The 23,679-nt window shown below is 42.7% G+C and carries 18 protein-coding genes; 17 read left to right on the top strand and 1 reads right to left on the bottom strand.

What is annotated here, in order from left to right:
• Nucleotides 1–20: 20 nt before the first annotated feature.
• Nucleotides 21–2,438 carry a glycoside hydrolase family 3 C-terminal domain-containing protein gene (locus CTY48_RS03420; protein ID WP_099467113.1) on the top strand — a complete coding sequence of 806 codons (2,418 nt, stop codon included), beginning with the start codon at nt 21–23 and terminating at the stop codon, nt 2,436–2,438.
• A gap of 31 nt (nt 2,439–2,469) precedes the next feature.
• On the opposite strand, the gene CTY48_RS03415 is transcribed toward CTY48_RS03420, so the two are convergent.
• Nucleotides 2,470–3,279 carry an EcsC family protein gene (locus tag CTY48_RS03415; protein ID WP_099467112.1) on the bottom strand — a complete coding sequence of 270 codons (810 nt, stop codon included), beginning with the start codon at nt 3,277–3,279 and terminating at the stop codon, nt 2,470–2,472.
• A 156-nt stretch (nt 3,280–3,435) separates the two neighbouring features.
• Here CTY48_RS03415 and CTY48_RS03410 point away from each other — a divergent pair, with 156 nt between their 5' ends.
• The 16 genes from CTY48_RS03410 to CTY48_RS03335 all read left to right on the top strand — a co-directional run bounded on the left by CTY48_RS03410 (nt 3,436) and on the right by CTY48_RS03335 (nt 23,623).
• Nucleotides 3,436–4,032 carry a TetR/AcrR family transcriptional regulator gene (locus tag CTY48_RS03410; RefSeq protein WP_180272625.1) on the top strand — a complete coding sequence of 199 codons (597 nt, stop codon included), beginning with the start codon at nt 3,436–3,438 and terminating at the stop codon, nt 4,030–4,032.
• Complete coding sequence (locus CTY48_RS03405) at nt 4,016–4,756, top strand: CPBP family intramembrane glutamic endopeptidase (RefSeq protein ID WP_099467110.1); 741 nt, start codon at nt 4,016–4,018, stop codon at nt 4,754–4,756. Before CTY48_RS03410 ends, CTY48_RS03405 begins: the two co-directional genes overlap by 17 nt.
• Before the next feature lie 290 nt (nt 4,757–5,046).
• Complete coding sequence (locus CTY48_RS03400; RefSeq protein ID WP_099467109.1) at nt 5,047–5,886, top strand: PRD domain-containing protein; 840 nt, start codon at nt 5,047–5,049, stop codon at nt 5,884–5,886.
• A gap of 153 nt (nt 5,887–6,039) precedes the next feature.
• On the top strand, nt 6,040–7,446 hold the full coding sequence (locus CTY48_RS03395) for a PTS transporter subunit EIIC (protein WP_099467108.1): 1,407 nt from the start codon (nt 6,040–6,042) through the stop codon (nt 7,444–7,446).
• Between the two features lie 108 nt (nt 7,447–7,554).
• The gene (locus CTY48_RS03390) at nt 7,555–8,076 is read left to right on the top strand and encodes a PTS sugar transporter subunit IIA (protein WP_099467107.1); all 522 of its coding nucleotides are present in this window, start codon (nt 7,555–7,557) and stop codon (nt 8,074–8,076) included.
• 21 nt (nt 8,077–8,097) lie between these two features.
• Nucleotides 8,098–8,847 (top strand): ChbG/HpnK family deacetylase, encoded by a 750-nt coding sequence (locus CTY48_RS03385; protein ID WP_099467106.1) that lies wholly within the window; start codon nt 8,098–8,100, stop codon nt 8,845–8,847.
• Between the two features lie 624 nt (nt 8,848–9,471).
• Complete coding sequence (locus tag CTY48_RS03380; protein WP_099467105.1) at nt 9,472–10,860, top strand: ABC transporter substrate-binding protein; 1,389 nt, start codon at nt 9,472–9,474, stop codon at nt 10,858–10,860.
• A 75-nt stretch (nt 10,861–10,935) separates the two neighbouring features.
• On the top strand, nt 10,936–11,814 hold the full coding sequence (locus CTY48_RS03375) for a carbohydrate ABC transporter permease (protein ID WP_099467503.1): 879 nt from the start codon (nt 10,936–10,938) through the stop codon (nt 11,812–11,814).
• Complete coding sequence (locus CTY48_RS03370; RefSeq protein ID WP_099467104.1) at nt 11,814–12,677, top strand: carbohydrate ABC transporter permease; 864 nt, start codon at nt 11,814–11,816, stop codon at nt 12,675–12,677. The genes CTY48_RS03375 and CTY48_RS03370 overlap by 1 nt, the downstream gene beginning before the upstream one ends.
• A gap of 51 nt (nt 12,678–12,728) precedes the next feature.
• Nucleotides 12,729–14,177, top strand: coding sequence for a sucrose phosphorylase (gene gtfA / locus CTY48_RS03365; RefSeq protein WP_099467103.1), 1,449 nt, complete (start codon nt 12,729–12,731; stop codon nt 14,175–14,177).
• Nucleotides 14,178–14,236: 59 nt separating this feature from the next.
• The gene (locus CTY48_RS03360) at nt 14,237–15,856 is read left to right on the top strand and encodes a glycoside hydrolase family 13 protein (protein ID WP_099467102.1); all 1,620 of its coding nucleotides are present in this window, start codon (nt 14,237–14,239) and stop codon (nt 15,854–15,856) included.
• Nucleotides 15,857–15,881: 25 nt separating this feature from the next.
• Nucleotides 15,882–17,435 carry a glycoside hydrolase family 32 protein gene (locus CTY48_RS03355; protein ID WP_099467101.1) on the top strand — a complete coding sequence of 518 codons (1,554 nt, stop codon included), beginning with the start codon at nt 15,882–15,884 and terminating at the stop codon, nt 17,433–17,435.
• Nucleotides 17,436–17,454: 19 nt separating this feature from the next.
• Nucleotides 17,455–18,429, top strand: coding sequence for a LacI family DNA-binding transcriptional regulator (locus tag CTY48_RS03350; RefSeq protein WP_099467502.1), 975 nt, complete (start codon nt 17,455–17,457; stop codon nt 18,427–18,429).
• 142 nt (nt 18,430–18,571) lie between these two features.
• Nucleotides 18,572–21,385 carry an AAA family ATPase gene (locus CTY48_RS03345; protein WP_099467100.1) on the top strand — a complete coding sequence of 938 codons (2,814 nt, stop codon included), beginning with the start codon at nt 18,572–18,574 and terminating at the stop codon, nt 21,383–21,385.
• A gap of 97 nt (nt 21,386–21,482) precedes the next feature.
• Nucleotides 21,483–22,325: an AraC family transcriptional regulator gene (locus CTY48_RS03340; protein WP_236354748.1), complete on the top strand. Its 843-nt coding sequence runs from the start codon at nt 21,483–21,485 to the stop codon at nt 22,323–22,325.
• A gap of 125 nt (nt 22,326–22,450) precedes the next feature.
• Nucleotides 22,451–23,623 carry a DUF4422 domain-containing protein gene (locus CTY48_RS03335; protein WP_099467098.1) on the top strand — a complete coding sequence of 391 codons (1,173 nt, stop codon included), beginning with the start codon at nt 22,451–22,453 and terminating at the stop codon, nt 23,621–23,623.
• Nucleotides 23,624–23,679: the final 56 nt, after the last annotated feature.

The raw sequence follows: 23,679 nt of genomic DNA, 5'->3' as shown, positions 1-23,679 counted from the left end.
AAGAAAGGGATGGAGTCACCATGGTAAATTGTAAAGAATTAATCAGCAAAATGACACTGGAGGAAAAAGCTTCCCTTCTGTCAGGAAAAGATATATGGGAGACGAAAACAGTAGAAAGATTTGAGCTTCCTACGGTAGTGCTCTCGGACGGACCTCACGGAGTGAGAAGACAGGTCGGTGCCGGTGACCATCTGGGCTTAAACGACAGTCTTCCGGCAACCTGTTTTCCGACCGCAGCAACGATAGCAAATAGCTGGGATCCTTCCATAGCAGAAATGATCGGTAAATGTATCGGGGAAGAAGCAATTGCTCAGGGCGTAGGAGTCGTGCTTGGACCGAGTATGAATATGAAGAGAAGCCCTCTCTGCGGACGAAACTTTGAGTATTACAGTGAGGATCCGTACCTTTGCGGAAAAATAGCAGCGGGAGAGGTGAAGGGGATACAGAGCAACGGCATTTCTGCCTGCCCGAAGCACTATGCGGTAAACAGTCAGGAGCTTAGACGTATGTCAAGCGATTCCATCATAGATGAGAGAACATTGCGTGAAATTTATCTCGCTGCTTTTGAGATTGTGGTGAAGGAGGCAAAGCCGAGAAGTCTTATGAGCTCCTACAACCGCGTGAACGGCATTTATGCGAGCGAGAATGAAAAGCTGCTTCAGAATATTTTGAGGGATGAATGGGGCTTTGATGGCTTTGTAGTGACAGATTGGGGCGGCTCTAACAATCATGTGGAATCGGTTCGTACCGGAAATCATCTGGAAATGCCAACGACAGGTGGTGATAGCGACAGAGAACTTGTGGAAGCTGTGCGAAATGGGGCATTGGACGAAGAAATACTTGATAAACGAGTGGAAGAGATGTTAAAAATCATCTATGAAGTACAGCCTGCATTAAAAGGAAACAAGGGACAGGGCATGAAGGAAGAAGAGCATCATAAAGCAGCCCAAAAAGCGGCAGCAGAGAGCATTGTATTGCTGAAAAACGAAGAGAAGCTTCTTCCGCTTGCCAAGGGCTGTAAGGTGGCGGTTATCGGTGATTTTGCAAAAACACCACGCTATCAGGGCGCCGGCTCCTCTATTGTAAATTGTACAAAACTTGACAATACGGTTGATGTAATAAAGGATTTTGATTTAAACATGCTTGGTTTTGAGCAAGGCTATGAGCGAAACGGCAAGGTGGACGCACAAATGCAGCAGGCGGCAATGGAGCTTGCAAAGCAGGCAGAGGTAGTTTTATTTTACATGGGGCTGGATGAAATCAGTGAGACGGAAGGGCTGGACCGTACCCATATGGCGATTCCACATAATCAGATTACACTGCTTTCAAGACTTTCTAAGGCAAATAAAAATGTTGTGGCTGTTATCTCAGCAGGCTCTGCGATTGAGATGCCTTGGATTCAAAACTGCAAGGCAGTCGTACACGGTTATCTTGGCGGTCAGGCACAGGCAGGTGCAATACTTGAGGTGCTTACCGGGCAGGTATGCCCGAGCGGAAAGCTTTCAGAAACTCTTCCGGTTAAGTGCGAGGATAACCCGGCTCATAACTATTTTCCGGGAAAATATTATAATGCAGAATACAGAGAAGGGCTGTTTATCGGCTACCGCTATTATGAAAAAGCGGAGGTTCCGGTTCTGTTTCCGTTTGGTTTTGGACTTAGCTACACCACCTTTGCCTACTCAGATTTGGAAATCAATGGGCAGGAGGTCAGTTTTACCCTGGCAAACACCGGAGAGGTGGATGGAGCAGAGGTTGCACAGCTTTACATCGGTGCAAGAAATTCTAAGGTATACCGAGCGGTAAAGGAACTGAAGGGCTTCACCAAGGTATTTTTGAAATCCGGAGAGATAAAACGTGTGACAATCACGCTTGACGACAAGGCATTCCGCTATTTTAATGCGGGAAATAACGCTTGGGAGATAGAGGAAGGCGATTATGATATTTTAATCGGTGCCTCCAGCGCAGATATCAGGCTAAAAGATAACATTCATGTTGATGGAACAAGTGCAACGGTTTGGTATGACAAGGAAGCAATGGAAGTGTATGAGAGCGGTAAGATCCAAAATGTAAGTGATGAAGCATTTGCTGCATTGCTGGGACATGATATTCCGGACGGACATTGGAACGAAAATGGAATTTTGAATGTCAATGATGCCCTTTGTCAGATGTATTATGCAAAAAGCGGATTGGCACGTTTTGCTTATAAGGTATTGACGGGAATAAAAAATCGCAGCGAGGAAAAAGGAGTTCCCAATCTCAATGTTTTATTTATTTACAATATGCCGTTTAGAGGCATTGCAAAAATGACCAACGGTATTATCACAATGGAGATGGCAAATCAGATGGTCCGCATGGTAAACGGACACTTTTGGTCGGGAATGAAAGGCTTTGTGGGCGGTTATTTTAGGAATCGTAAGGCGCAGAAGAGGACGAAATAAGAAAGTGTGAGCGTTGCTCACACTTTCTTATTTATGATAAGTTTTCTTTCAGTTTCTTCTGTAAGAATCTTTTTTTATAGGTTATCTTTGCATATTTTCCAAGCCGGCTTATGATAGCGGGATTGACAGCTCCGCCGAGAACTCCGACAATTGGGATACCCTGCACTGCCTTTGCGGCGAGAAGAGTGCCGGAGAGCAAGGCTGCGGTTTCCTTCATGACAGTGTCTAGGTCATAGTCAACGGGAGCAGAAGTATCAATTGATTTACCGAGCAAATTAATTTTTTTCGTATACTCTTTTTGCTCTTCCTCCTTAGACAAGGCGCCGCAGATAACAAAGAGCATATAAACCTTTTCTTCCTTGGTATCATACGGATAGCCGTATGACAATGCAATTTCATTCAAGGTCTTTACCATGACGGAGATAAAAATCGGAATATCCGGCAGTCCGATTCCGAAAAATCCGAGAATACCCCCCTCCAAGGCGGCAATCGACTGGTTTACAGCCTTGGACTGACCTGAGGACTTGTCCAGCTTTTTCAAATGCCTTTTGCTGGAATGCTTGTCGATGGCGTAATTGTTCAAATCATATTCAATCTCAAGCTTTTCCCTGTTGTATGTCTTTTCAATATAAGTGTTTCCTTTTTGAAAAACAAGCTGAAATCCCTTATAAAATGCAGTTTCCAGTCCTGATTTCAAAGGAGCAGGAATTTTCTCATGTAATTTTTCAAGAGCAGGCTTCATCCTTGCTTTTACAAATTCATTTTCCTTTTGGCTTAAGAGCTTTGCCTCCTGCTTTTCTACAAGAGCAAGCTGCTTTAAAAGCATCTGTCGTTTGTCCATTTATTCTCCTCCGTTTTAATATAAAGGTATTACAGTTTACGCAAAAAGTAAAGGGATTTTTCTGTTATGGTATTGACATTTTACGATAAAAGAAATAAAATAATAACAAGTGTTAGGTAACTAATGATACTTATTAAAATGACAGGAGTTGTTTTTATGCCGCCAAAAGTAAAAATCACAGAGGAAATACTGTTAAATACTGCGCTTGAATTGGTACGAGAAGAAGGCTTTGAGAGCTTGAATGCTAGAGATTTAGCAAAGCGTATCGGCTGCTCGGTCCACCCTATTTTTCGGGTATTTGGTTCCATGGAGGGATTGAAGCAAGCAGTTTATACCGGGGCAGAGGAGATTTATAACAACCTCATGATGGAAGCCGGGCAACAGGAGGAAAATGGATTTCTTCAGATGGGGATGGCTTATATTGATTTTGCCAAAACGGAGAAAAATTTATTTAAACTTTTATTCATGTCCGATGTTTTTGAGAAGCAAAGTATGCTGGACATTGTAGGTTCCACGGAGGGAGATGATGAAGTCTTGGAAATGCTGTGCCAAATGACAGCGCTAAGTCCGATCAGTGCAAAAGAGCTATATGCAGGAATCTGGTTGACAACGCACGGTATCGCATCTATGTTTGCCACAAACAGCTGCCGATACAGCGATGAAGAAATAAAAAGACTTTTAAGCAATTCCTTTATGGGATTGCTACTGAAATTAAAAAAAGAGGAGAATGAAAAAAATGAAACAAAACTTTAGAAGCAGGCATCCTTATGTTTCTGCTATATTAATTGGGCTTTTATGTACCTTTTTAACGGCACTTGGCATGGCGATATCCCAAATAGCAGAATTTGGTGATGAATTGACCTACGTGACAGCAATCATATTTTTGTGTATATCTATTTTAGTGGGAATTTTTATTATGAAAAAATCAAGTCAAGGGCTTTCCGATTATGGCTTGCGCAAGGCTGAAAAAAGCAGCAGCGTTGCATTGTGGTGGTATATTCCTTTGATTGTAATGGAAATCATTCCGATAATCATATATGGATTTGACAGGAAGATGGCAGTCGCACAATATGTGATTATTTTATTTTTTACAATAGCGGTAGGCATAAATGAAGAACTTTATTTTAGAGGACTTATGTTACGCTTTTTACGCGAAAAGGGGAGAAAGAAGGCAATTGTCGTATCTGCGGTTATCTTTGGTGTATTGCACTTAATAAATGCATTGAATGGAAAAAATATTCTCTATCTCGTATTACAGATGCTGTTCGCCTTTTTGGTCGGCTTTGTTCTGGCAGAGATTGTAAGTATCTCAAAAAGCCTATGGATTGTCATAATCTGGCATGCCAGCCATGATTTTATTTCCATGACGACAGAGGGGGAGTTGGATCAAAAAGCACTTATTTTGCTGGCAATTCAGGTGGTATTATTGCTTATTTATGCCGTGGGACTTTGGAAAAAGTCGGGTTCACAGGAGTAGGCTGGGAAAAAGACAGGGCATGCAAGGGTGCGTATATCACCAGGATATTTTGGAGCTGAGGGAGCAGTTGAGCGTTGCTGGGATTGTGATGGAATAAAAACTATGCACTTTTACCAAAATCACAGTCCCAATTTAATGAAAATTGACGCATTGACTTAAATCTCATTATCACCTATACTCTACACATAAGGTTTGTTACTCTTTGAGGCATTACCCCATTTATTTGTATTGCGATGGTGTACTGTGTTCGAAGGGTTTTTTTGTTTTATAAACAGGATAGGAGGAGGGAAATGCAGGCAATTAAGAAAATAAATAACAACGTAGCAATATGTGTTGACGGTAATAATAAGGAGCTGATTGCTTTTGGAAAGGGACTTGGTTTCCCATCCATGCCTTATGAAATTACAGACTTAAGCTTGATTTCCATGACTTTTTATCGTATTGACAGCCGGTTTTACAGCCTGATTCAGGACGTACCTGAAAATGTGTTTGAAGTTTCGGCGTTGATTGTGGATAAGGCAAGAAGAACCTTAAACTGCAACCTAAATCCAAATCTTATTATCAGTTTGGCAGATCATATTAATTTTGCCATTGTTCGGCTGAAGAAATACAAGAAGCTGCAAATGCTGTTCTCCTATGATGTAGAACAATTGTATCCAAAGGAGACAGAGCTTGGGCGGTTTGCGGTAAAATTAGTACAGGCAAAGCTCTATGTCAAATTACCCGAGAGCGAGATTACAAATATCGCCATGCATTTTGTAAATGCGGAGGAGGAATCGGCATATGAGGAAGAGGTACAGGGCAGTGAGGAACTGATCAATGAAGCTGTAGAGCAGATTGAAAAATTCTTTTCCATTCAGATAGACCGGGACGGTTTCAACTATAACCGTTTTGTCACGCATATGCGTTATTATGTGAAAAGGGTGAAGGAAAAGAAGCAATTCATGGATGACAATGCTTCCGTAATACGGGCGATGAAGGGCGAAAATCCTGAAATCTATGAATGTGCCGCGCAAGTGGCAGACTTTATCGGAAGCAGACTGCAAGAGAGCAGTACGGAAGATGAGATATTGTATTTGATGATACATATCAACCGCATTACTCGCAATACGGAGAAGACAACTGAATAAAAAGCAGGATTGTTACTCGTTATGGAGGCATTACCCAAGGCAATAAGAAGGCGAAAGCGTGTCTTAGTGTTTTGGGTTTTTTTATATCATAGGGAAGTTCTCTGAACTTTCTACGATAATAAAAAAGAGCTTTATTAAGAAGGAGGAAAAAATATGAGTCAAGAAGAAAAGTTCCAAAAAATTGCAGCAGATGTGCTGACGGCTGTTGGGGGAAAGGATAATGTAAGTTTGGTAACCCATTGCATGACAAGGCTTCGTCTTAATTTAAAAGACGAAAGTATACCAAATCAGGAGGAGATAAAGAAAATTCCGGGAGTCATCGGAGTGGTAAACACGGGAGGGCAGCTCCAAATTATTATTGGACAATCCGTACCAAAAGTCTACTCTGCATTTTGTAAGGCAGCAGGAATTGCAGAGCAAAGTGCCCTCAATGAAAATCTGGATGAGAAAAAAGAAAAGCTGACACCGAAAAGAATCGGAAGTAATATATTGAATTATTTATCCGGAAGTATGACCCCTATGATACCAGCCATGATTACAGCAGCGATGTTTAAGACGGTACAGGTGATTATCGGACCGGATATGCTTGGAATTGCAGGAACAGATAGTAATATTTATATGCTGTGCAGCTTTATGTACAGCGCATTTTTCTACTTTTTACCTATATTTCTAGGTTTTACGGCAGCTAAAAAGCTGAATATGAACCCAATCATGGGGCTTTATGCGGCAGCGCTGCTCTTAGTGCCGGATTTTATGGCATTGGCAGATTCAGGAACTGCATTTACGGTATACGGCATACCGGCTCCGGTCAATAATTATTCACAGACTGTTTTACCTGTTATTTTAACTATCTGGGTGATGAGTTACATTGACCGCTTCTTTCGAAAGGTCGTACCAGATGTACTATCCACGATTTTTGCACCATTCCTTACAATGGTAGTTATGGTTCCGCTGGAATTATGTCTGTTTGCACCTTTAGGCTCCATACTTGGCGGATATGTAGGAAATGGTCTTCTCGCATTTGGAAACGTTGGTGGCTTTATTGCGGTGGCAGTCGTTGCGGCACTGTGGGAATTCCTTGTTATGACAGGTATGCATCAGGTATTGATTGTTTTTGGTATTACAGCTATGATGACAAACGGAGTGGACAACTTTGTACTGACTGCGGGCGGATATGCGACATGGGCAGCTTTTGGTATGGCATTGGGTGCATTCCTTCGTCTGAAAAATAAGAGTGAGAAGTCCCTTTCTTTGGGATATTTTATTTCAGGAATTCTCGGCGGTGTTACAGAGCCGGTATTATATGGAATTGGTTTTAAATATAAACGCCCGTTTATTGCAATGGCAATCGGCGGTTTCTGCGGCGGTTTATATGCAGGTATCACAGGCGTCGGAACTTATGTAATGGGTGCAACAAACTTCCTTGCTGTGCTCGGCTATGTAGGCGGAGGTACTGCAAATATGATAAATGGTTGTATCGGAGTTGCTATCTCACTTGTTGTATCAGCGGTACTAACCTATTTATTTGGATTTACAGCGGAGGATTTGAAGGCAGAGTGATGCTTTAATAGTTGGAAAAGTCAAGATTCTCCTGTATAATAATAAGGGGTATTATGAAGAGGGAAAGACAACAAGAAATAACGATATAGAACAAAAAGGAGTAAGTACATGGGAATTTTTGACAGATTTAAAAGTAAACCACAACAAACACAACAGGATAACATTGCAGAAAATACAGAGAAAAACTGCATTTATGCACCAATCGAAGGAGAGATTATCCCTTTGGCAGAAATAGCAGACGGTGTATTTTCCGAGGGAATATTGGGAAATGGATGCGGCATTAAACCGGCAGAAGGAAAGATGTATGCGCCTTTTGACGGGGAAGTTATTCAGGTGGCAGACACCAAGCATGCCATCGGACTGCTGGGAAAAGACGGCATTGAGCTTTTGATTCATGTCGGAATGGATACAGTTTCGATGAACGGCAAAGGCTTCTCCCCTCTTGTAAAGACAGGAGACAAGGTAAAGTGCGGTCAGCTTATGATGGATTTCTCTATCTCGGATATCAAGGATGCAGGCTTTGTGACGACAACTGCTGTTGTTGTGACAAACTCAGATAATTATGAAAAAATTGAGACTGAAAAACTTGGTCAGGTACAGAAACTGGAGAAGATAATAAAAGTCTCATAAGCAAGGGAAGGAGACTTTAACATGAGTAAGATATTAGTGAGGGCAGATGATTTAGGCTACTCCGAGGCAGTGAACTACGGTATTGCCAAAAGTGTCAAGGAAGGTATTATAAGCAGCGTGGGCGTTATGGCAAATATGCCGGCAGTGAACCACGGACTTGAGCTGTTAAAAGGCGTGCCGGTCTGCTTTGGGCAGCATACGAATATATGCGTCGGAAAGCCTATTACAGACCCTGCACTTATACCGAGCATCACAAATGAAAAGGGTGAATTTAAGGCTTCCAAGGAGTACAGGCAGGCAAAGGAAGACTTTGTTGTACTGGACGAGGTAATATTGGAGATTGAGGCGCAGTATGAGAGATTCTTGGAACTAGTCGGGGAAAAGCCGCACTATTTTGAAGGGCACGCAGTGGCAAGCCACAACTTTTTTAGGGGACTTGAAATAGTGGCAGAAAAATACGGCTTGAAATATTCCGGTATGTCCTTTGGCGGCGACCCGATTACAATCGGAAGCACAAAGGTTTATGTCATGATGGAAAGCATGCTGCCGGACTACAATCCATTTGAGTCTTTGAAAAAGATGGTGGAAAATCCTCATGAGGACGGCTGCGATATGCTGATTTGTCATCCGGGATATCTGGACGGCTATATTTTGAACAACTCCTCTCTCACGATTCCAAGGACACAGGAGGTAGATATGCTCTGTGATCCAATGACGAAGAAATTTCTGGAGCAGGCGGGTGTGACACAGATTAATTATGATGATTTGTAACAGTTCAGCCATGCAGAAATGATTATGAATGGCTGAGCTGTTATATAGAAGGTGTTTAAATAATAATAAGTAACAAGGAGCCGGCACTCTATATTTATGATAGAGTGCCGGCTCCGCGTTTTAATTTTGTTTCGCTGAAAACCACTTCTATGCATACCGCGATGCTGCTAACCATATTTAAGCGTTGCAATAGTTGTGTAATTTAGTAAAATAAGATTGGTATATCAACCGCTTTACATAAAATAACCTGAAATTCATTTTAAGAACCTCAAAGATGCTTTGTTTGATTTTAGCACAATGTCCAATTCCTCAATTTTCCATTCAAGCAAATTGCACAAATACCGTCAGTTTTAGTTTTGGCTTCTATCAATGAAATAAGTATGACAATCGATTGACATAAAGAGGGTTTCTAGAATAAAAAATTGTATTTACATAAAAACAATACAACACCAACTCAAAGATAATTTTGTGCAAATATTCTAAATATTGAAAAATTAGACTCACAATTATATACAAACAATATGTCAACCGATTGACATGTTTTGTAAAGCATGATATTATCACATCATAACAAGTTGTTATACGAAACAAAAAGCTACGCAATATGATTATGGAGGGAATTTTATGATGGTAAGAATGAAAAAGTTTATTGCACTGTTATCAGTAGCGGCTCTATCAACGGGTTTGCTGGCGGGCTGTGGAAGCGGCACGGCAAACGAGACAACCAAAGACAGTCAGAGTACGGAGGCTTCTAAGACAGAAGATGCAACAGACACAAATGAAAGCACAGACGCAGCTTCGTCAACGGAGTTATCCGGAGTTGAGATTTCTTTTCTGAACAGCAAGGGTGAAATCCAATCAGCATTGGAGGAAATGGCAGTCAGATTTGAAGCAGAGTCAGGAATTAAGGTAGACGTCATCGCATGCGGAGCAGGCGAGGTTCCATACACAAAGATTACAAGTGCTTACAACTCAGGCACGGCACCTACAATGGCAATGCTTGACACAACAGATATCGTTGCTTTGGCAGAGGAATATGCCCTTGATTTATCAAATGAAAAATGGCTTGCAGAGTGTGAGACACAGGTTACAAAGGTAAATGATGCAGTATACAGCTTCCCGTTCTGTATTGAAGGAAGAGGATTGATCTACAACAAGACGGCAATCAAAGAGACTTTGGGTGAGGACTTTGATGCGGCAACAATCAATTCCTATGACGCTTTAAAGAGCCTGCTTGAGAATCTAAGAGCAAAGGGAATGGAAAATCCGGTTGTTATCTCAAAAGAGGATTGGTCTCTCGGAGCACATCAGTTAGGATTTATCTATGATACTTATGACGGAACAACCGCAGGAAGCACTGAGGTAATCAACAAATTGAAGAGCGGTGAGCTTGCTCCTGCGGATTATGAGAGATTTAACCAGTTTGTGGATACGATGGATCTGTTATTAGAGTACAACATCAACGGAAAAGATCCGTTGGGGGCATTATATGAGCAGGACCCTATTTTCTTGGCAGACGGTGATGCTGCAATCTGGGCAAACGGCTGCTGGGCTTGGCCAAACATCGAGGAGGCAGGAGCTTCCACAACAGATGAATACGGCTTCCTTCCGTTCGTATTAGGAAATGACACAACAGATTTTGCAAATACAGGAATCCAGGCTTCTCCTACGAAGCAGGTTATGATTGACAAGGTTCAGGCAACTGAAGAGCAGCAGGCAGCGGCAAAAGAGTTTTTAAACTGGATTGTATACGCAGAGGCAGGACAGCAGATGCTAGTTGAAACCTGCGCATTGATACCGGCATGTGACAACAATACATACCAGCCGCTTGATCCTCTCGGAAAAGATATCAAGACAAAAATGGCAGAAGGAAACACATTTAACTCTTCCTTTATCGCACCTTCTGACCACTGGAGTGTAATGGGAGCCGCAATGCAGAAATATATTGCAAAGCAGAGCACAAAAGAAGAATTGGCACAAAGCCTGTCAGACTACTGGACAGCACAGAAATAGTAAATGGCATAAGTACCGGGCAGACATCTGTCTGGTACTTATGAACAAAGAAAGGAACGGGATAGTATGGGAACTATGGGAAACAAGCCTGTAGAAAAAATTAAAAATCTTATCATATTTGCGTTACCCGGCGTATTTGTCTTTTTGGCAGTCGTTATTGTACCGTTTTTATATGGATTTTATCTTACCCTGACGGATTGGAACGGCGTTACGGCAACGAAAAATATCATAGGCTTAGCAAACTATGCAGAAGTATTTAAGGATGGGAATTTTTGGTCTTCTATGGGATTGACATTGAAATATGTATTCTTTTCCGTGGTTTTAGTCAACTCGGTTGCCTTTATACTAGCCTATGCTTTAACGAACGGAGTGAAGGGACAGAATTTCTTCAGAACCGGATTTTTTACGCCAAACCTGATTGGCGGTGTTGTACTTGGATTTATATGGCAGTTTATTTTTTCGAGAGTTTTGGTAAATATGGGAGAGAGTACAGGCTGGGGAATATTTAGCAGCTCATGGCTTTCGGATCCGAACAAAGCATTCTGGGCTTTGGTAATCGTAACCGTGTGGCAATTATCCGGTTACATGATGTTGATTTACATTGCGGGCTTTATGGGCTTGTCCACGGACGTATTGGAAGCGGCAAGCATTGACGGGGCTACGGGATTTCAGAGAATGTACCGTATCATCGTGCCTCTGATGGTTCCTTCCTTTGTTGTTTGTCTGTTCTTAACTCTTTCAAGAGCATTCATGGTTTATGATGTGAACCTGACCTTGACGGGCGGAGAGCCTTACGGAACAACGAGATTGGTCGCAATGCATGTATATGAAAAAGCGTTTACTGCAAGAAACTATGGTGTAGGCCAGGCAGAAGCACTGTTCTTATTCCTTGTTGTAGCGGTAATCAGCGGAATACAAATTTACCTTGGAAAAAAGAAGGAGGTTGAGGCGTAATGAATACAAAAAACAAAGTCGGCGGAGCCAGGCGAATTGCCCTTGACGGTATTCAGTTGCTGTCAATTGTGATTATGTTTGCACTGTATATGGTTCCCTTTGTACTGATTATCCTAAACTCCTTTAAACATAAAAGAGATATTATCAAAAATCCGTTTGCCCTTACAGCGGAAAAGGGATTTACACTAGAAAACTATGCAATTGCCTTTGAAAAGATGAGCTTTATTCGAAGCTTCGGAAACTCTTTATTTATCACCGGCTTCAGCACTCTGATTGTCACTATTTTAGCGGCAATGACAGCCTACTATTTTGTCAGGGCAAAAAATAAATTTTCAACTATTTGCTTTTCCTTGATGGCAGCCTCGATGATTATTCCGTTTCAGGCGATTATGATACCTTTGGTTTCCATCTACGGAGCAAAGTTAAACATGCTAAATCACAGAACCTCATTAATCTTTTTCCATGTGGGCTTTGCGATGAGTATGTCGGTTTTCATTTTTCAGGGATTTATCAAGAGCAGCATTCCTCTCTCCTTGGAGGAAGCGGCATGCTTAGATGGATGCAGCAAGACACAGACCTTCTTTAAGGTGGTATTTCCGTTGTTAAGGCCAATTACGTCGACGCTTGTCATATTGAATGTGCTGGCATTTTGGAATGACTACCTGCTGCCGTCGCTTGTGCTTGGAAAGAAGCAGATTATGACACTGCCTCTGTCCACCTATGCATTTTACGGCACCTACTCCGCAGACTATGGCACGATTATGGCAGGGCTGGTTCTTACGGTAGCACCGATTTTAGTTTTGTATCTTGCATTGCAAAAGCAGATTATAAGCGGTGTTGTTGCGGGAGCGGTAAAGTCTTAATGGGTTACAGCTTGGTGATACCCCTAGAAAAGAACGATTAGGAGAAATACGATGAAAAAAATAGAAAATAAAATAATGCTCATTACTTATGCGGACTCAATGGGGCATAACTTAAAGGATTTGAATGAGGTGCTGGATAAGCATTTTGCGAAGGCAATCAGTGGAGTACATATTTTGCCGTTCTTTCCTTCCTCGGGAGACAGAGGCTTTGCGCCGATGGACTACCATAAGGTGGAGGAGGCATTCGGTGATTGGGAAGATGTCAAACGTTTGGCAGAAAAGTATTATCTGATGTTTGACTATATGATTAATCATATTTCTGCGCAGAGTGAATACTACAAGGATTTCCTGCAAAATAAAGACAATTCTAAATACAAGGATTTGTTCCTGCGCTACAAGGATTTTTGGGAAAACGGCGAACCAACTGAGGCGGAGGTAGATGTGATATATAAAAGAAAGCCGAGAGCCCCTTATGCCATGGCAAACTTTGCGGACGGAACCTCGGAAAAGGTATGGTGTACCTTTGATGAAGAGCAGATTGACATCAACTGTAAGACGGATACGGCAAAAGCCTTTATCAAGGATAATCTGACCTTCCTGTGCGAACACGGAGCGGCACTGATCAGACTGGATGCATTTGCTTATGCAACAAAAAAAGCCGGAACAAGCTGTTTTTTCATTGAGCCGGATGTATGGGAGTTTTTAAATGAATGTCAGGATATCATAGCAGATTACAAGGTGGAGCTTCTGCCTGAGATTCACGAGCATTACACAATGCAGCAAAAGATTGCCGGACAGGATTATTATGTATATGATTTTGCACTACCGATGCTTTTAATTCATGCTTTGTATTACGGACAGACAAAGTATCTGAAAAATTGGCTTGAAATCTGCCCGAGAAAGCAGTTTACAACGCTTGATACCCATGACGGCATCGGGGTTGTAGACGTTAAAGATTTACTTCCGAATGAAGAAATTGAGAGAACAAAAGAGGACATTTTCAAATTCGGGGCGAATGTAAAGAAAATTTATAACACAGCGGCTTACAACAATCTGGATATTTATCAGGTAAACTGCTCCTACTATTCCGCACTTGGCGATGATGATGCCGCATATTTGCTTGCAAGAGCCGTGCAGTTTTTTGCTCCGGGCATACCGCAGGTGTACTATGTGGGGCTTCTCGCAGGAAAGAATGACTTAAAGCTGTTGGAGGAGACGAAGGTCGGAAGAAATATAAACCGTCATTATTATACGCTTGATGAGATTGACACAGAGGTAGAGCGGTCTGTGGTACAGTCGCTGCTGAAGCTGATGGAATTTAGAAATACCCACAGCGCATTTGACGGCGAGTTTCATATGCTGTCCTCCGATGAAGGTGAATTGATGATCGAGAGAGTAAATGGCAAACATAAAGCAGTATTACACGCGGATTTTAAGAGCAAACACTTGTCTGTTACTTATACGGACGAGGCATTTGCAGAAAAAAAATTAGAACTGTAAAAGGTGAAGGGAAAGCTAAAAATTTGCTTTCCCATTTACTCATGTAGGAGGTATTTTCAATGGAGAAGAAATGGTGGCATAATCAGGTGGTATATCAGATTTATCCGAGAAGCTTTATGGATAGTGATGGGGACGGAGTAGGAGATTTGCAGGGAATTATTCAAAAACTTCCGTATTTGAAGGAACTTGGCATTGGCGTGATATGGCTAAGCCCTGTCTTTGCCTCCCCGAATGATGATAACGGCTATGATATCAGCGATTATCGAGCTATTATGAAGGAATTCGGAACGATGTCGGATATGGAGGAGTTGATTGACAAAGCGGATAAGAGCGGAATTAAAATTATACTGGATTTGGTGGCAAACCATTCCTCTGATGAGCATAAGTGGTTTGTTGAGGCGAAGAAGTCAAGAGAGAGCGAGTATCGTGACTACTATATCTGGAGAGACCCCGTCGATCAAAAAGAGCCAAACGACCTTGCGTCTGCATTCGGAGGGAGCGCATGGGAGTATGAGGAGGAAACCGGACAGTACTACCTTCATATTTTCAGCAAAAAGCAGCCGGATTTGAATTGGGAGAATCCGAAGGTGCGTGAGGAAATCTATGATTTTATGAATTTTTGGATAGATAAAAAAATTGCGGGCTTTCGCATGGACGTGATTGAACTGATTGGAAAAGTGCCGGATGAAAAGATAACGAGCAATGGACCAAAGCTTCATGAATATATACAGGAGATGGCTGAAAACACCTACGGCAGCAAGGATTTACTTACTGTGGGAGAGTGTTGGGGAGCTGACGAGGAAATCGCAAAGCTCTATAGCGACCCGAAAAGAGGGGAGCTGAGCATGATTTTTCAATTTGACCATATTAATTTGGACCAGGTACCAGAAAAAGAAAAGTGGGACTTAGCACCGCTTGATTTTCTTAAGCTGAAGCAGGTCATGAAAAAGTGGCAGATAACATTTCATGAGGACGGCTGGAACAGTCTGTTTTGGAATAACCATGATTTGCCCCGCATTGTATCACGCTGGGGAAACGACAAGGAATACTGGCTGGAGAGTGCTAAGATGCTTGGTATTTTATTGCATGGCATGAAAGGAACGCCTTATATTTATCAAGGGGAAGAGCTGGGAATGACAAACATAAGACTTGCATGCGCGGAGGATTATCCTGATATTGAGATTCACGGTATGTGTAAGGCAAGAAGAGAGGCAGGATATTCCGAGGAGGAAATTTTGGAGTCCATTTATGCCAAGGCAAGAGACAATGCCAGAACGCCGATGCAGTGGTCGTCAGAAAAAAATGCAGGATTTACGTCAAAAATACCATGGTTTACGGTAAACGAAAATTACACAAGAATTAACGCAGAAAGTCAGCTTGCTGATAAAAATTCGATTTTTCATACCTACAAAAAATTAGTACAGCTTCGAAAGGAGCATGAGGTGTTTGTATACGGCGATTTTGAACTTTTACTGGAACAGGATGAAGATATTTTTGCCTATACAAGAAAGTATGAGGGAAAAACGCTTCTTGTAATTTGCAACTTCCATAATAGGGAGCGTGTCATACAGAATATCAGCGAGCTTAAGAGTGAGAAAAAGGAGTTAGTGACTGCTAACTATGAGGTGGAGTATGAGGAGGTATTCCACCCGTATGAAGCGAGAATGTATATGCTATAAAGGGCGAAGATAGCTAGGAGGAAAAATGGAAAGTCACATTCGATATATTAAAATAAAAGAAAAGGATAAGTATCTCGCAATTCCCATACAGGCAGAAAAGGAGAAGAAAAAGCTCTTTTTGCGGGAAGGCGGAGACTTTTGTACGGAGCTTAACATTCCGGTTGGAACGGGCGAGGAGGGAATATATGAGCACGATTTTTTTGCATATATTCCGCTTCAGCCGTATCAGGGAAAGGAGCTTGCCCTTGAGGGGGAGGTGACCGAGGCGTTTTTGGAGAGTATCATGGTAACAGATGATAGAATAAAAAATAGAAAACATCGTCCTCTCCTGCATTTTACACCGGATTATGGTTGGATAAATGATCCGAACGGATTGGTATACCAAAATGGCGTATATCATCTGTATTTCCAGTACAACCCGTTTGATACGCAATGGGATAATATGAGCTGGGGACACGCGGTAAGCACGGATTTGACACATTGGGAACAAAAGGATACGGTACTTTTCCCAGATGCGGATGGTACAATTTTTTCCGGTTGCGGTCTGGTGAATGAGTTTGGTCTGTTAGACCTTCCCAAGGAAGCACTGCTTTTCTACTACTCTGCGGCGGGCAGCGCCAATAAGCTGAGTGAGGGGAAGAGCTTTGTACAGAAGCTTGCTTACAGTCTGGATCAAGGGAAGACGCTTATAAAGGGGAAAACGGTGCTTCCGGCTATCTGCAAGGAAAACAGAGACCCAAAGGTATTTTGGCATGAGGAATCCAAAGCGTATATTATGTGTCTCTGGCTCGAAAACAATGAATTTGCCTTGCTTCGCTCTCTGGATTTGAAGCACTTTGAGATAAGCCAACGCTTTGAGCTGGATGGAGGCTTTGAATGCCCTGATTTATTCCGGCTTTCGTTAGAAAGCCATGGACAGTCTGCGGATAAGTGGGTGTTTTGGTGCGCGGATGGATTTTACTATATGGGAGACTTCGATGGGTATGAATTTCATACTGACGGCATAAGGAGAGAGGCATATCAGACTAAAATTCCCTATGCTGCCCAGACAATTTCCAACGTGGGTGAAAGAGTGATATCAATCCCATGGCTTCGAACGAAGACAAAGGACGGATTATATACTGGCTGTATGGGGCTTCCTCGAGAATTTTCCCTCATAGAAAAGGAAGGAGAGCCAGTGCTTCGACAAAGTCTTGCAAGAGAGATAGAGGAGAAGAAAAAACTTGTCTTTTCAGAACATACAAAGTCAGATATCAATCTTTGCTGGGAAAAAGAAACGCTGATTGTCACGATAGAGACTCCGCATACATTTGAGAAGGGCTTTACAGGGAGGATTTTGGGAAGCGAAATAACCTATGACGCGGCAAGCGGTGTCTTGAAGGTGGAGGAGGACGAAATCACAATCAAACAAGAAGTTAGTGATTTTTGTATGATATTTGATCGTGGAGTGATTGAAATCACCGCAAATAATGATATAATATATGCAGTGTTTGAAGTGGAAGACAAGCCTTTAGAGAGAGAAATTCTTCTAAATTGCGGGGAAGACGCAAAGTTTTGTCTGTATGAAATCATTTCATAAAGAGTGCGGAGGAAATAAAGTGGCAACATTAAAGGACGTAGCAAGAGAAACCGGTTTGGCAGTCAGCACCGTATCGCGTGTACTCAATAACAGGGGTTATATCAGTGAAGAAACGAAAAAAAGCGTGTACGACGCGATGAAAAAATTAAATTATCAGCCTAATGAGATGGCAAGGTCCTTGTCGAAGCAGACGACAAATACGATTGGTGTCATTGTTCCCCATATCAGTCACCCATATTTTGCAGAGCTGATTAGTCATATTGAGGCGGCGGCGAACAGCCGTCAGTATAAGATATTGCTGTTTAATTCCAAGTATAGGGATGAGAAGGAAAAGGAAATACTGGACATGTGCAACCGAAATCGCGTGGCAGGTATTATCCTGTGCAGCGGAACGGTGGAGATGGATAAATTTAAGGGAATCGATTATCCGATTATCACGATAGAGAGATGTCTGGAGATGGGAACCGCCGCTGTGGAGTGTGACAACCTAAAGGGCGGGCGCCTTGCGGCAAAGCATTTGATAGAGGCAGGCTGCAAAAATCTGGCTATCATAAGCGGTGTGAGAGGTAACTTTATGCCGGCAGATGAAAGAGAAATCGGGTTTGTGGAGGTGTGCGCGGAATATGGCGTAAAGCATCGAGAATTAAAGACAGATCAGACACAGTATAATTCAACGGAGTATCACGAGCTGTTGGAGAAGCTGCTTTCGGGCAGAGATATCGACGGTATTTTTGCGAGCAGTGACCTGATTGCCGCACAGACCCTTCAAGTGTGCGCCAAGCTAAATATTAAGGTTCCGCAGGAGCTAAAGGTTGTAGGATTTGACGATGTATTCCTCTCTTCTCTGACCACGCCTACCATCACGACCATACACCAGCCGATTAAGGAGATGGCTGGTATGGCAATCTCCCTGCTTATCGACGCAGCAGGAGGAAAAATAGTACCGAGCAGGACGACCCTTCCGGTTAGTCTTGTGAAGCGGGAGAGTACTTGAGAGGTTATAGTTAACATAATATTTTGTTTTATCGGTGGTTCGATGTTGAACCACCGATTTTTATGTGCACCTTACACTTTCTTATATTTTTATGGAGAAAATACCCGACTCAGGTTATAATGAAAACAGGAGGTAAGGGTATATGATTCTATTAAAGGCAAATGATAAGTTAAAAACAGTATTTCATAAAATTATAAAAACAATGGGAGAAAACGTTCAGTGGACGGAAATCTTCCTGATTAATAACAATGACTTGGTGCTTCTTGGGACAGGACGTTCCTTTTTCTTTAATTTTGACAGCAAGAGGGCATACAGCAATATCATTGACGTGACAGTCAATGAGGATTCCACAGTGCAGATGGGAGATAACGAGATGCTTGAAAACGCCCTGAACATGACACTGTACACGTTCGGAAAATGGGGCGGCATCAAGGGACTAAAGGTAGAGAAGGACTATGAACAGTTGAATAAGCTGCTCCAATATATCGTAAAAGAGATTGACGTTGAAGTATCTATGACCAGAGATAATCTGCGGTTTTACAAGTCAGGTATCCAGACCACCTACGAGGAAGTGATCCAGATGATTCTGGATAAGAGTAAGCCGGAGGAGGAACAGCCGGGGAATGAGCCGGAGGAAACGCCTGAAGAGGAGGCTAAGACACGAGAGAAAGAATACAGCATCGGACTTTGGCATAAGATGGTGTGGACAAGCGAGAAGATGTCCTTTACAAAGTCAGAGCTGACCGGTCAGGACAAGGCAAAATCCCGTCTGGGGAACCAGTTTTATATGGTGAATTACAAATGCCCTCTCTGTGGTGAAAAGCTGCATATGCTTGTCTATCCGCGAGGCGAGGAATTTCGTATTGAGACGGATGAAGAGCCGGTTTATTTGTCAAGGGCATACACCTGTAAGGATTGTAACAGCTACTATACACCAAAGCCAAAGCGTCTTTTGGCGGAGGGAGAGGTATTCCGTCTTAACTTTGAGGACGACAAGGCGGCTTACGAGGACTATCAGGAGCTTCTGGGACAAAAAGGGCAGAGAACGTCAAACAGCAATTTCAACGAGTACGAATCGGATTATCTGAAAAAGGATAAAAAAGAGGAAGAAAGCTCAAACCTTGCTGAGCAGTTTGAGGATTATGAAGCCATGACGCAGGAGGAGCTGAATGAGCTTCTGGAGAAGCTGGAAGCCGGATTTTATCCGGAGGAGATTGTAGAAAAGTATAAGAGAGCCATCGAGCAGGAAATCCGGAAAAGAGAAGCTGCACGCAATGAGATGCCTCAATGGGAGCAGGCAAGTAGGGACAGTGACGCAGAAGGCAGAAGCAAGAGAGAAAGAAGCGGAGCCAAAGGAGCCGGTAAAGACGAAAGGCGAGGAAGTCAAAGGGCTGACGACACGGAGGGTAGTAGATTTGGAGGCGGAAGAACCAGAATGTCAGGCAAAGGCGAAAGCCAAGAAAAAGAAAGCGACAGAGACGGCGAAAACAGCAGCGGGTATGCAGGGTATACTGACACGCAAGACAACGAGGAGAACGATGCCGGAGTCACAAAGCTCCTGCCTCTTTCGACGGAAATATTCAAGCGCCTTGCAGGTTTGCTGGAGCGTGGTGACACAGCGAGCTTTGAGCGGGAGCTAGAGAACTTTCCAAGGCACCAACTCAAGGAATTAAAATTTAAAATTCATTCCGACACGACCATTTCCGAGGAAGAGCGAAAAAGAGGAATAGAAGTACTGGAACAAAAAATAGCGCGGGAGACGGAGAAAGAGCTAAAAGGCAAGGCAGAGGCATATAAGACGAAAAGCTACAATGAGATCAAGCGTGCAATAAAGGAAATCAAAGTCGAGGAGGCAGAGGAGAGCGTCAAGTCGTCTGTTTTGGACAGCCTCAGTGAACTGCTTATCAAAAGAGGAAAAAATGAAATTGAGAATCTGATTAAGCAGCTGCCGTTTAATCTGAGCAAAAAACAGTATGAGCAGCTTAAGGAAAAGCTGGCAGATTATAAAGAGATTGATACAGCGCCTTATCAAAAGATGTTGGAGCAGAGACGGGATGAGGCGGAAAAGGAGGAGATATCTGCCTTTATGAAGCGGAGTAATCCAAGAAACCGTTCCTCCTATCTGGAAACCTACAACCGCTTGAAGGAGCAGGATTTTGAAGAGCGGAATGTAACTCCGGTGCTGGAAAAGCTCCGCCAAAAGGTATACGATATGGACCTTGTGTCGATACAGAATATTTGCAGAGAGCCTGCTGATTTGTCCTTCGAGGAAGGGCAGCAGGTATACGAGCAAATTTTGCTCGGTGAATATCTGCCTGAATTAAAGAATGATATGCTTGATCAGATTGACAAACGTTTAACGAAGTTGAAATCCGATGAGTGCGAGCAGCTTGTCAGCAAATTGAGCAAGGAGCTTGGCTCCTATGTCAGAGATGTTTCAAGAATTCATTTTTATCAGGTCAGAAAGATGCTGCGCGGACAAGCGGAGGATGCCGGAACAGTTATCATGAACAATGCGATTCAAAGCTATGCAGCCGGGAAAGAAAAGTATGAATATCCAATTCTGATTTGTGATATATCCTATGCAGCAAACGGGGAGAGCGGCTTTATTTTGACACCGAACCATATTTTTTACCGTTCTCTCATGGAGGGCGGAAAGATAGATGTCATGAATATCGAAGAGGTTTTTGCAAGCAGTGGGCTGCTTGGAAGAGGAATTTATTTGCGGACTAAGAGCGGACAGATAAAAATATCAAATTCCTTGAAGGCAAAAGATTTGAAAAATATTGCAAGAGTTCTCAATCATTTTGTAGGTTATCTAAAGGAAAAGCCGGAATCGAGAAATGTTTCCTATATGGCGAAGGAAGTACATAAAGTGAAGTGCTGCTACCGCTGCGGCTACGTTTATCAGAAGGGAAATGTATGCCCGAAGTGCGGAAGTAAGATGAATGACTAGAATAGTAAGTTGAGACAAATCTAAGCACAAAATGACAGGAAGGGTGCAGGGCACTTTGCTATGATAGAGGAAAGGAGATGAGAAAACTGTGAACTGGATGGAAGCGCTGAACGAATCAATTGAATTTATGGAAAGCCATTTGCTTGAGAATATCACCTCGCTGGAGGTTGCGGACAGTGTGCACATGTCGCATTTTTATTACCAGCATGGATTTAAGATATTGACGGGCTACACGGTGGGAGAATATATCCGAAGCCGCAGACTTACCCTGGCAGGGATGGAGTTGGTGCAAAGCAAGGATAAAGTAATCGATATTGCCTATAAATATGGCTATGAGACGCCGGAGAGTTTTGCAAAAGCATTCAGCCGTTTTCATGGTTTTTCCCCAAGTCAAATCAGGCAAAACAGCTACCGGTTACAGACTTTTAATCGACTTTTTGTAAAAATATCAGTGGAAGGTGGTACAAATATGGATTACAGAATTGAGAAAAAAGAGGCATTTCAGGTACTAGGATTGGGCAAGGAATTTTCAATGGAAAAAGCATATGCGGAGCTTCCGCAGTACTGGACCGATTATTACAAAAAATATGGTTCCCCAAAGGAAGCACCGGTTGCAGGCATGTATGGGATCTGTGATGACATGCAGGGAAATGGAAAATTCCGCTATATTATTGCCGATACGTACGAGGGTGGAGAGGTTCCCGACGGTTTTGAGGTAGTGGAAATTCCTGCCTATTCCTGGGCTATTTTCACCTGCCTAGGACCGATGCCGGGAGCATTGCAGACGGTAAACACAAGAATTTTCTCTGAATGGCTTCCAAACAATAGGGAATATGAGATAGCAGCGGATATAAGCATTGAGATGTATACGGACGGTGACAATTCAGCGGCTGACTATCTCAGTGAAATATGGGTGCCGGTTAAGGCGAAAACAAAATAAGCTTCCCAGCTTAGGTTGGTAGAAAGTAGCCAGCAGCAAGGAATGTGCAAGACATGTTCTTTGCTGCTGGTTTTATATTCTGAAAAATGTTAAAATAACAAAAACGACACCAGAGGAGGAGAGGCATGGCAGTAAAAATGTTTACCATGACGCATAAAAAATTCGAGGAGCCAGAGGATGAGATGTACGTACCGCTTCATGTGGGGCGTGCTTTATCCGAAGATTTGGGCTATATAGGGGACAACACAGGAGAAAATATCTCTCATTTAAATGGCTCATTTAGCGAATTAACAGGGGTTTACTGGGTTTGGAAAAATGAGAAGGAAGCAGATTATGCAGGAATTTGCCATTATCGAAGATATTTGATTAATCAGGCTGGCAGGATTTTCAAGGAGGAGGAGCTGCTTACGATCCTAAAGGAATACGACGTGATTACTTCAAAAAGGCTGCAGTATGACTATACCTACTATGATGGCTATGCCGACGCGCACAACATTAACGACCTGATTGAGACAGGGAAGGTGATTGCAGAAAAATATCCGGATTATTATGAGAACTTTGAACGTCTGGTCCATTCCAAGGAGTCCTATTTCGGAAATATCATGGTGGCGTCAAAGCCTCTTTTTGATGAGTATGCACAATGGCTTTTTGATATTTTGCAGGAGGTTGAAAAGCGGATTGATATATCTGCCTACGATGCCTACCATCGGAGGGTGTTTGGTTTTATCTCGGAATTTTTGCTGCTTGTATGGGTGGAGACGAGAAAATTAAAGGCATATGAATGTATGGTTGGAATGTCCGCGGAAAAATATGAGACAAGGGAGATGAAGGAGAAGCTTGCCGAATATTTTGCAAAAAAGGATGTGGAGGGAGCCAAAGCCTATTTTATGGAATGCTACCAAAAACGTCCTGATGTCCTGCTGGAAGCCTCTGATACGACAGGTGAGCTAAAGCTGTCCATGCAGTTGATTTCTACCTGTGAAAACGAAATGCAGAGCGGCATTTCCTGCGTCCTTGACAGAACGACGGAATACTTGGAACTGATGCGTTACTTTCGCAATTTGAACAGCATCGTCAAGCGGTATATGCTCAGACAGAACTTGGAAACGGATAAGCTGTATTTTCATAGGCAAAAGGTTTCCCATATTGCTATTTCGATTGCAGTCATGCTGTTTTGTGAGGGGCAGGAGGCAGCGGATACCCTTAACCGGATTGCAAGAGATATGGAGGCGCAGGGGGACGAGAGGCTTGCAGATGCGCTGTCAGAACGCAGTCTTGTGTATTCGAAGGAAGATTAGGAGGGCGTTCTTAAGGTATAAGAGGCTTTTTTCTTTCATATACTATTTTGTAATAG

This window comes from Konateibacter massiliensis, from assembly GCF_900184995.1.
Taxonomy (GTDB): Bacteria; Bacillota; Clostridia; order Lachnospirales; family Lachnospiraceae; genus Lachnotalea; species Lachnotalea massiliensis.
The sequence above is the reverse complement of the archived record's forward strand: the minus strand, read 5'-3'. Positions and strand labels throughout refer to the sequence as shown.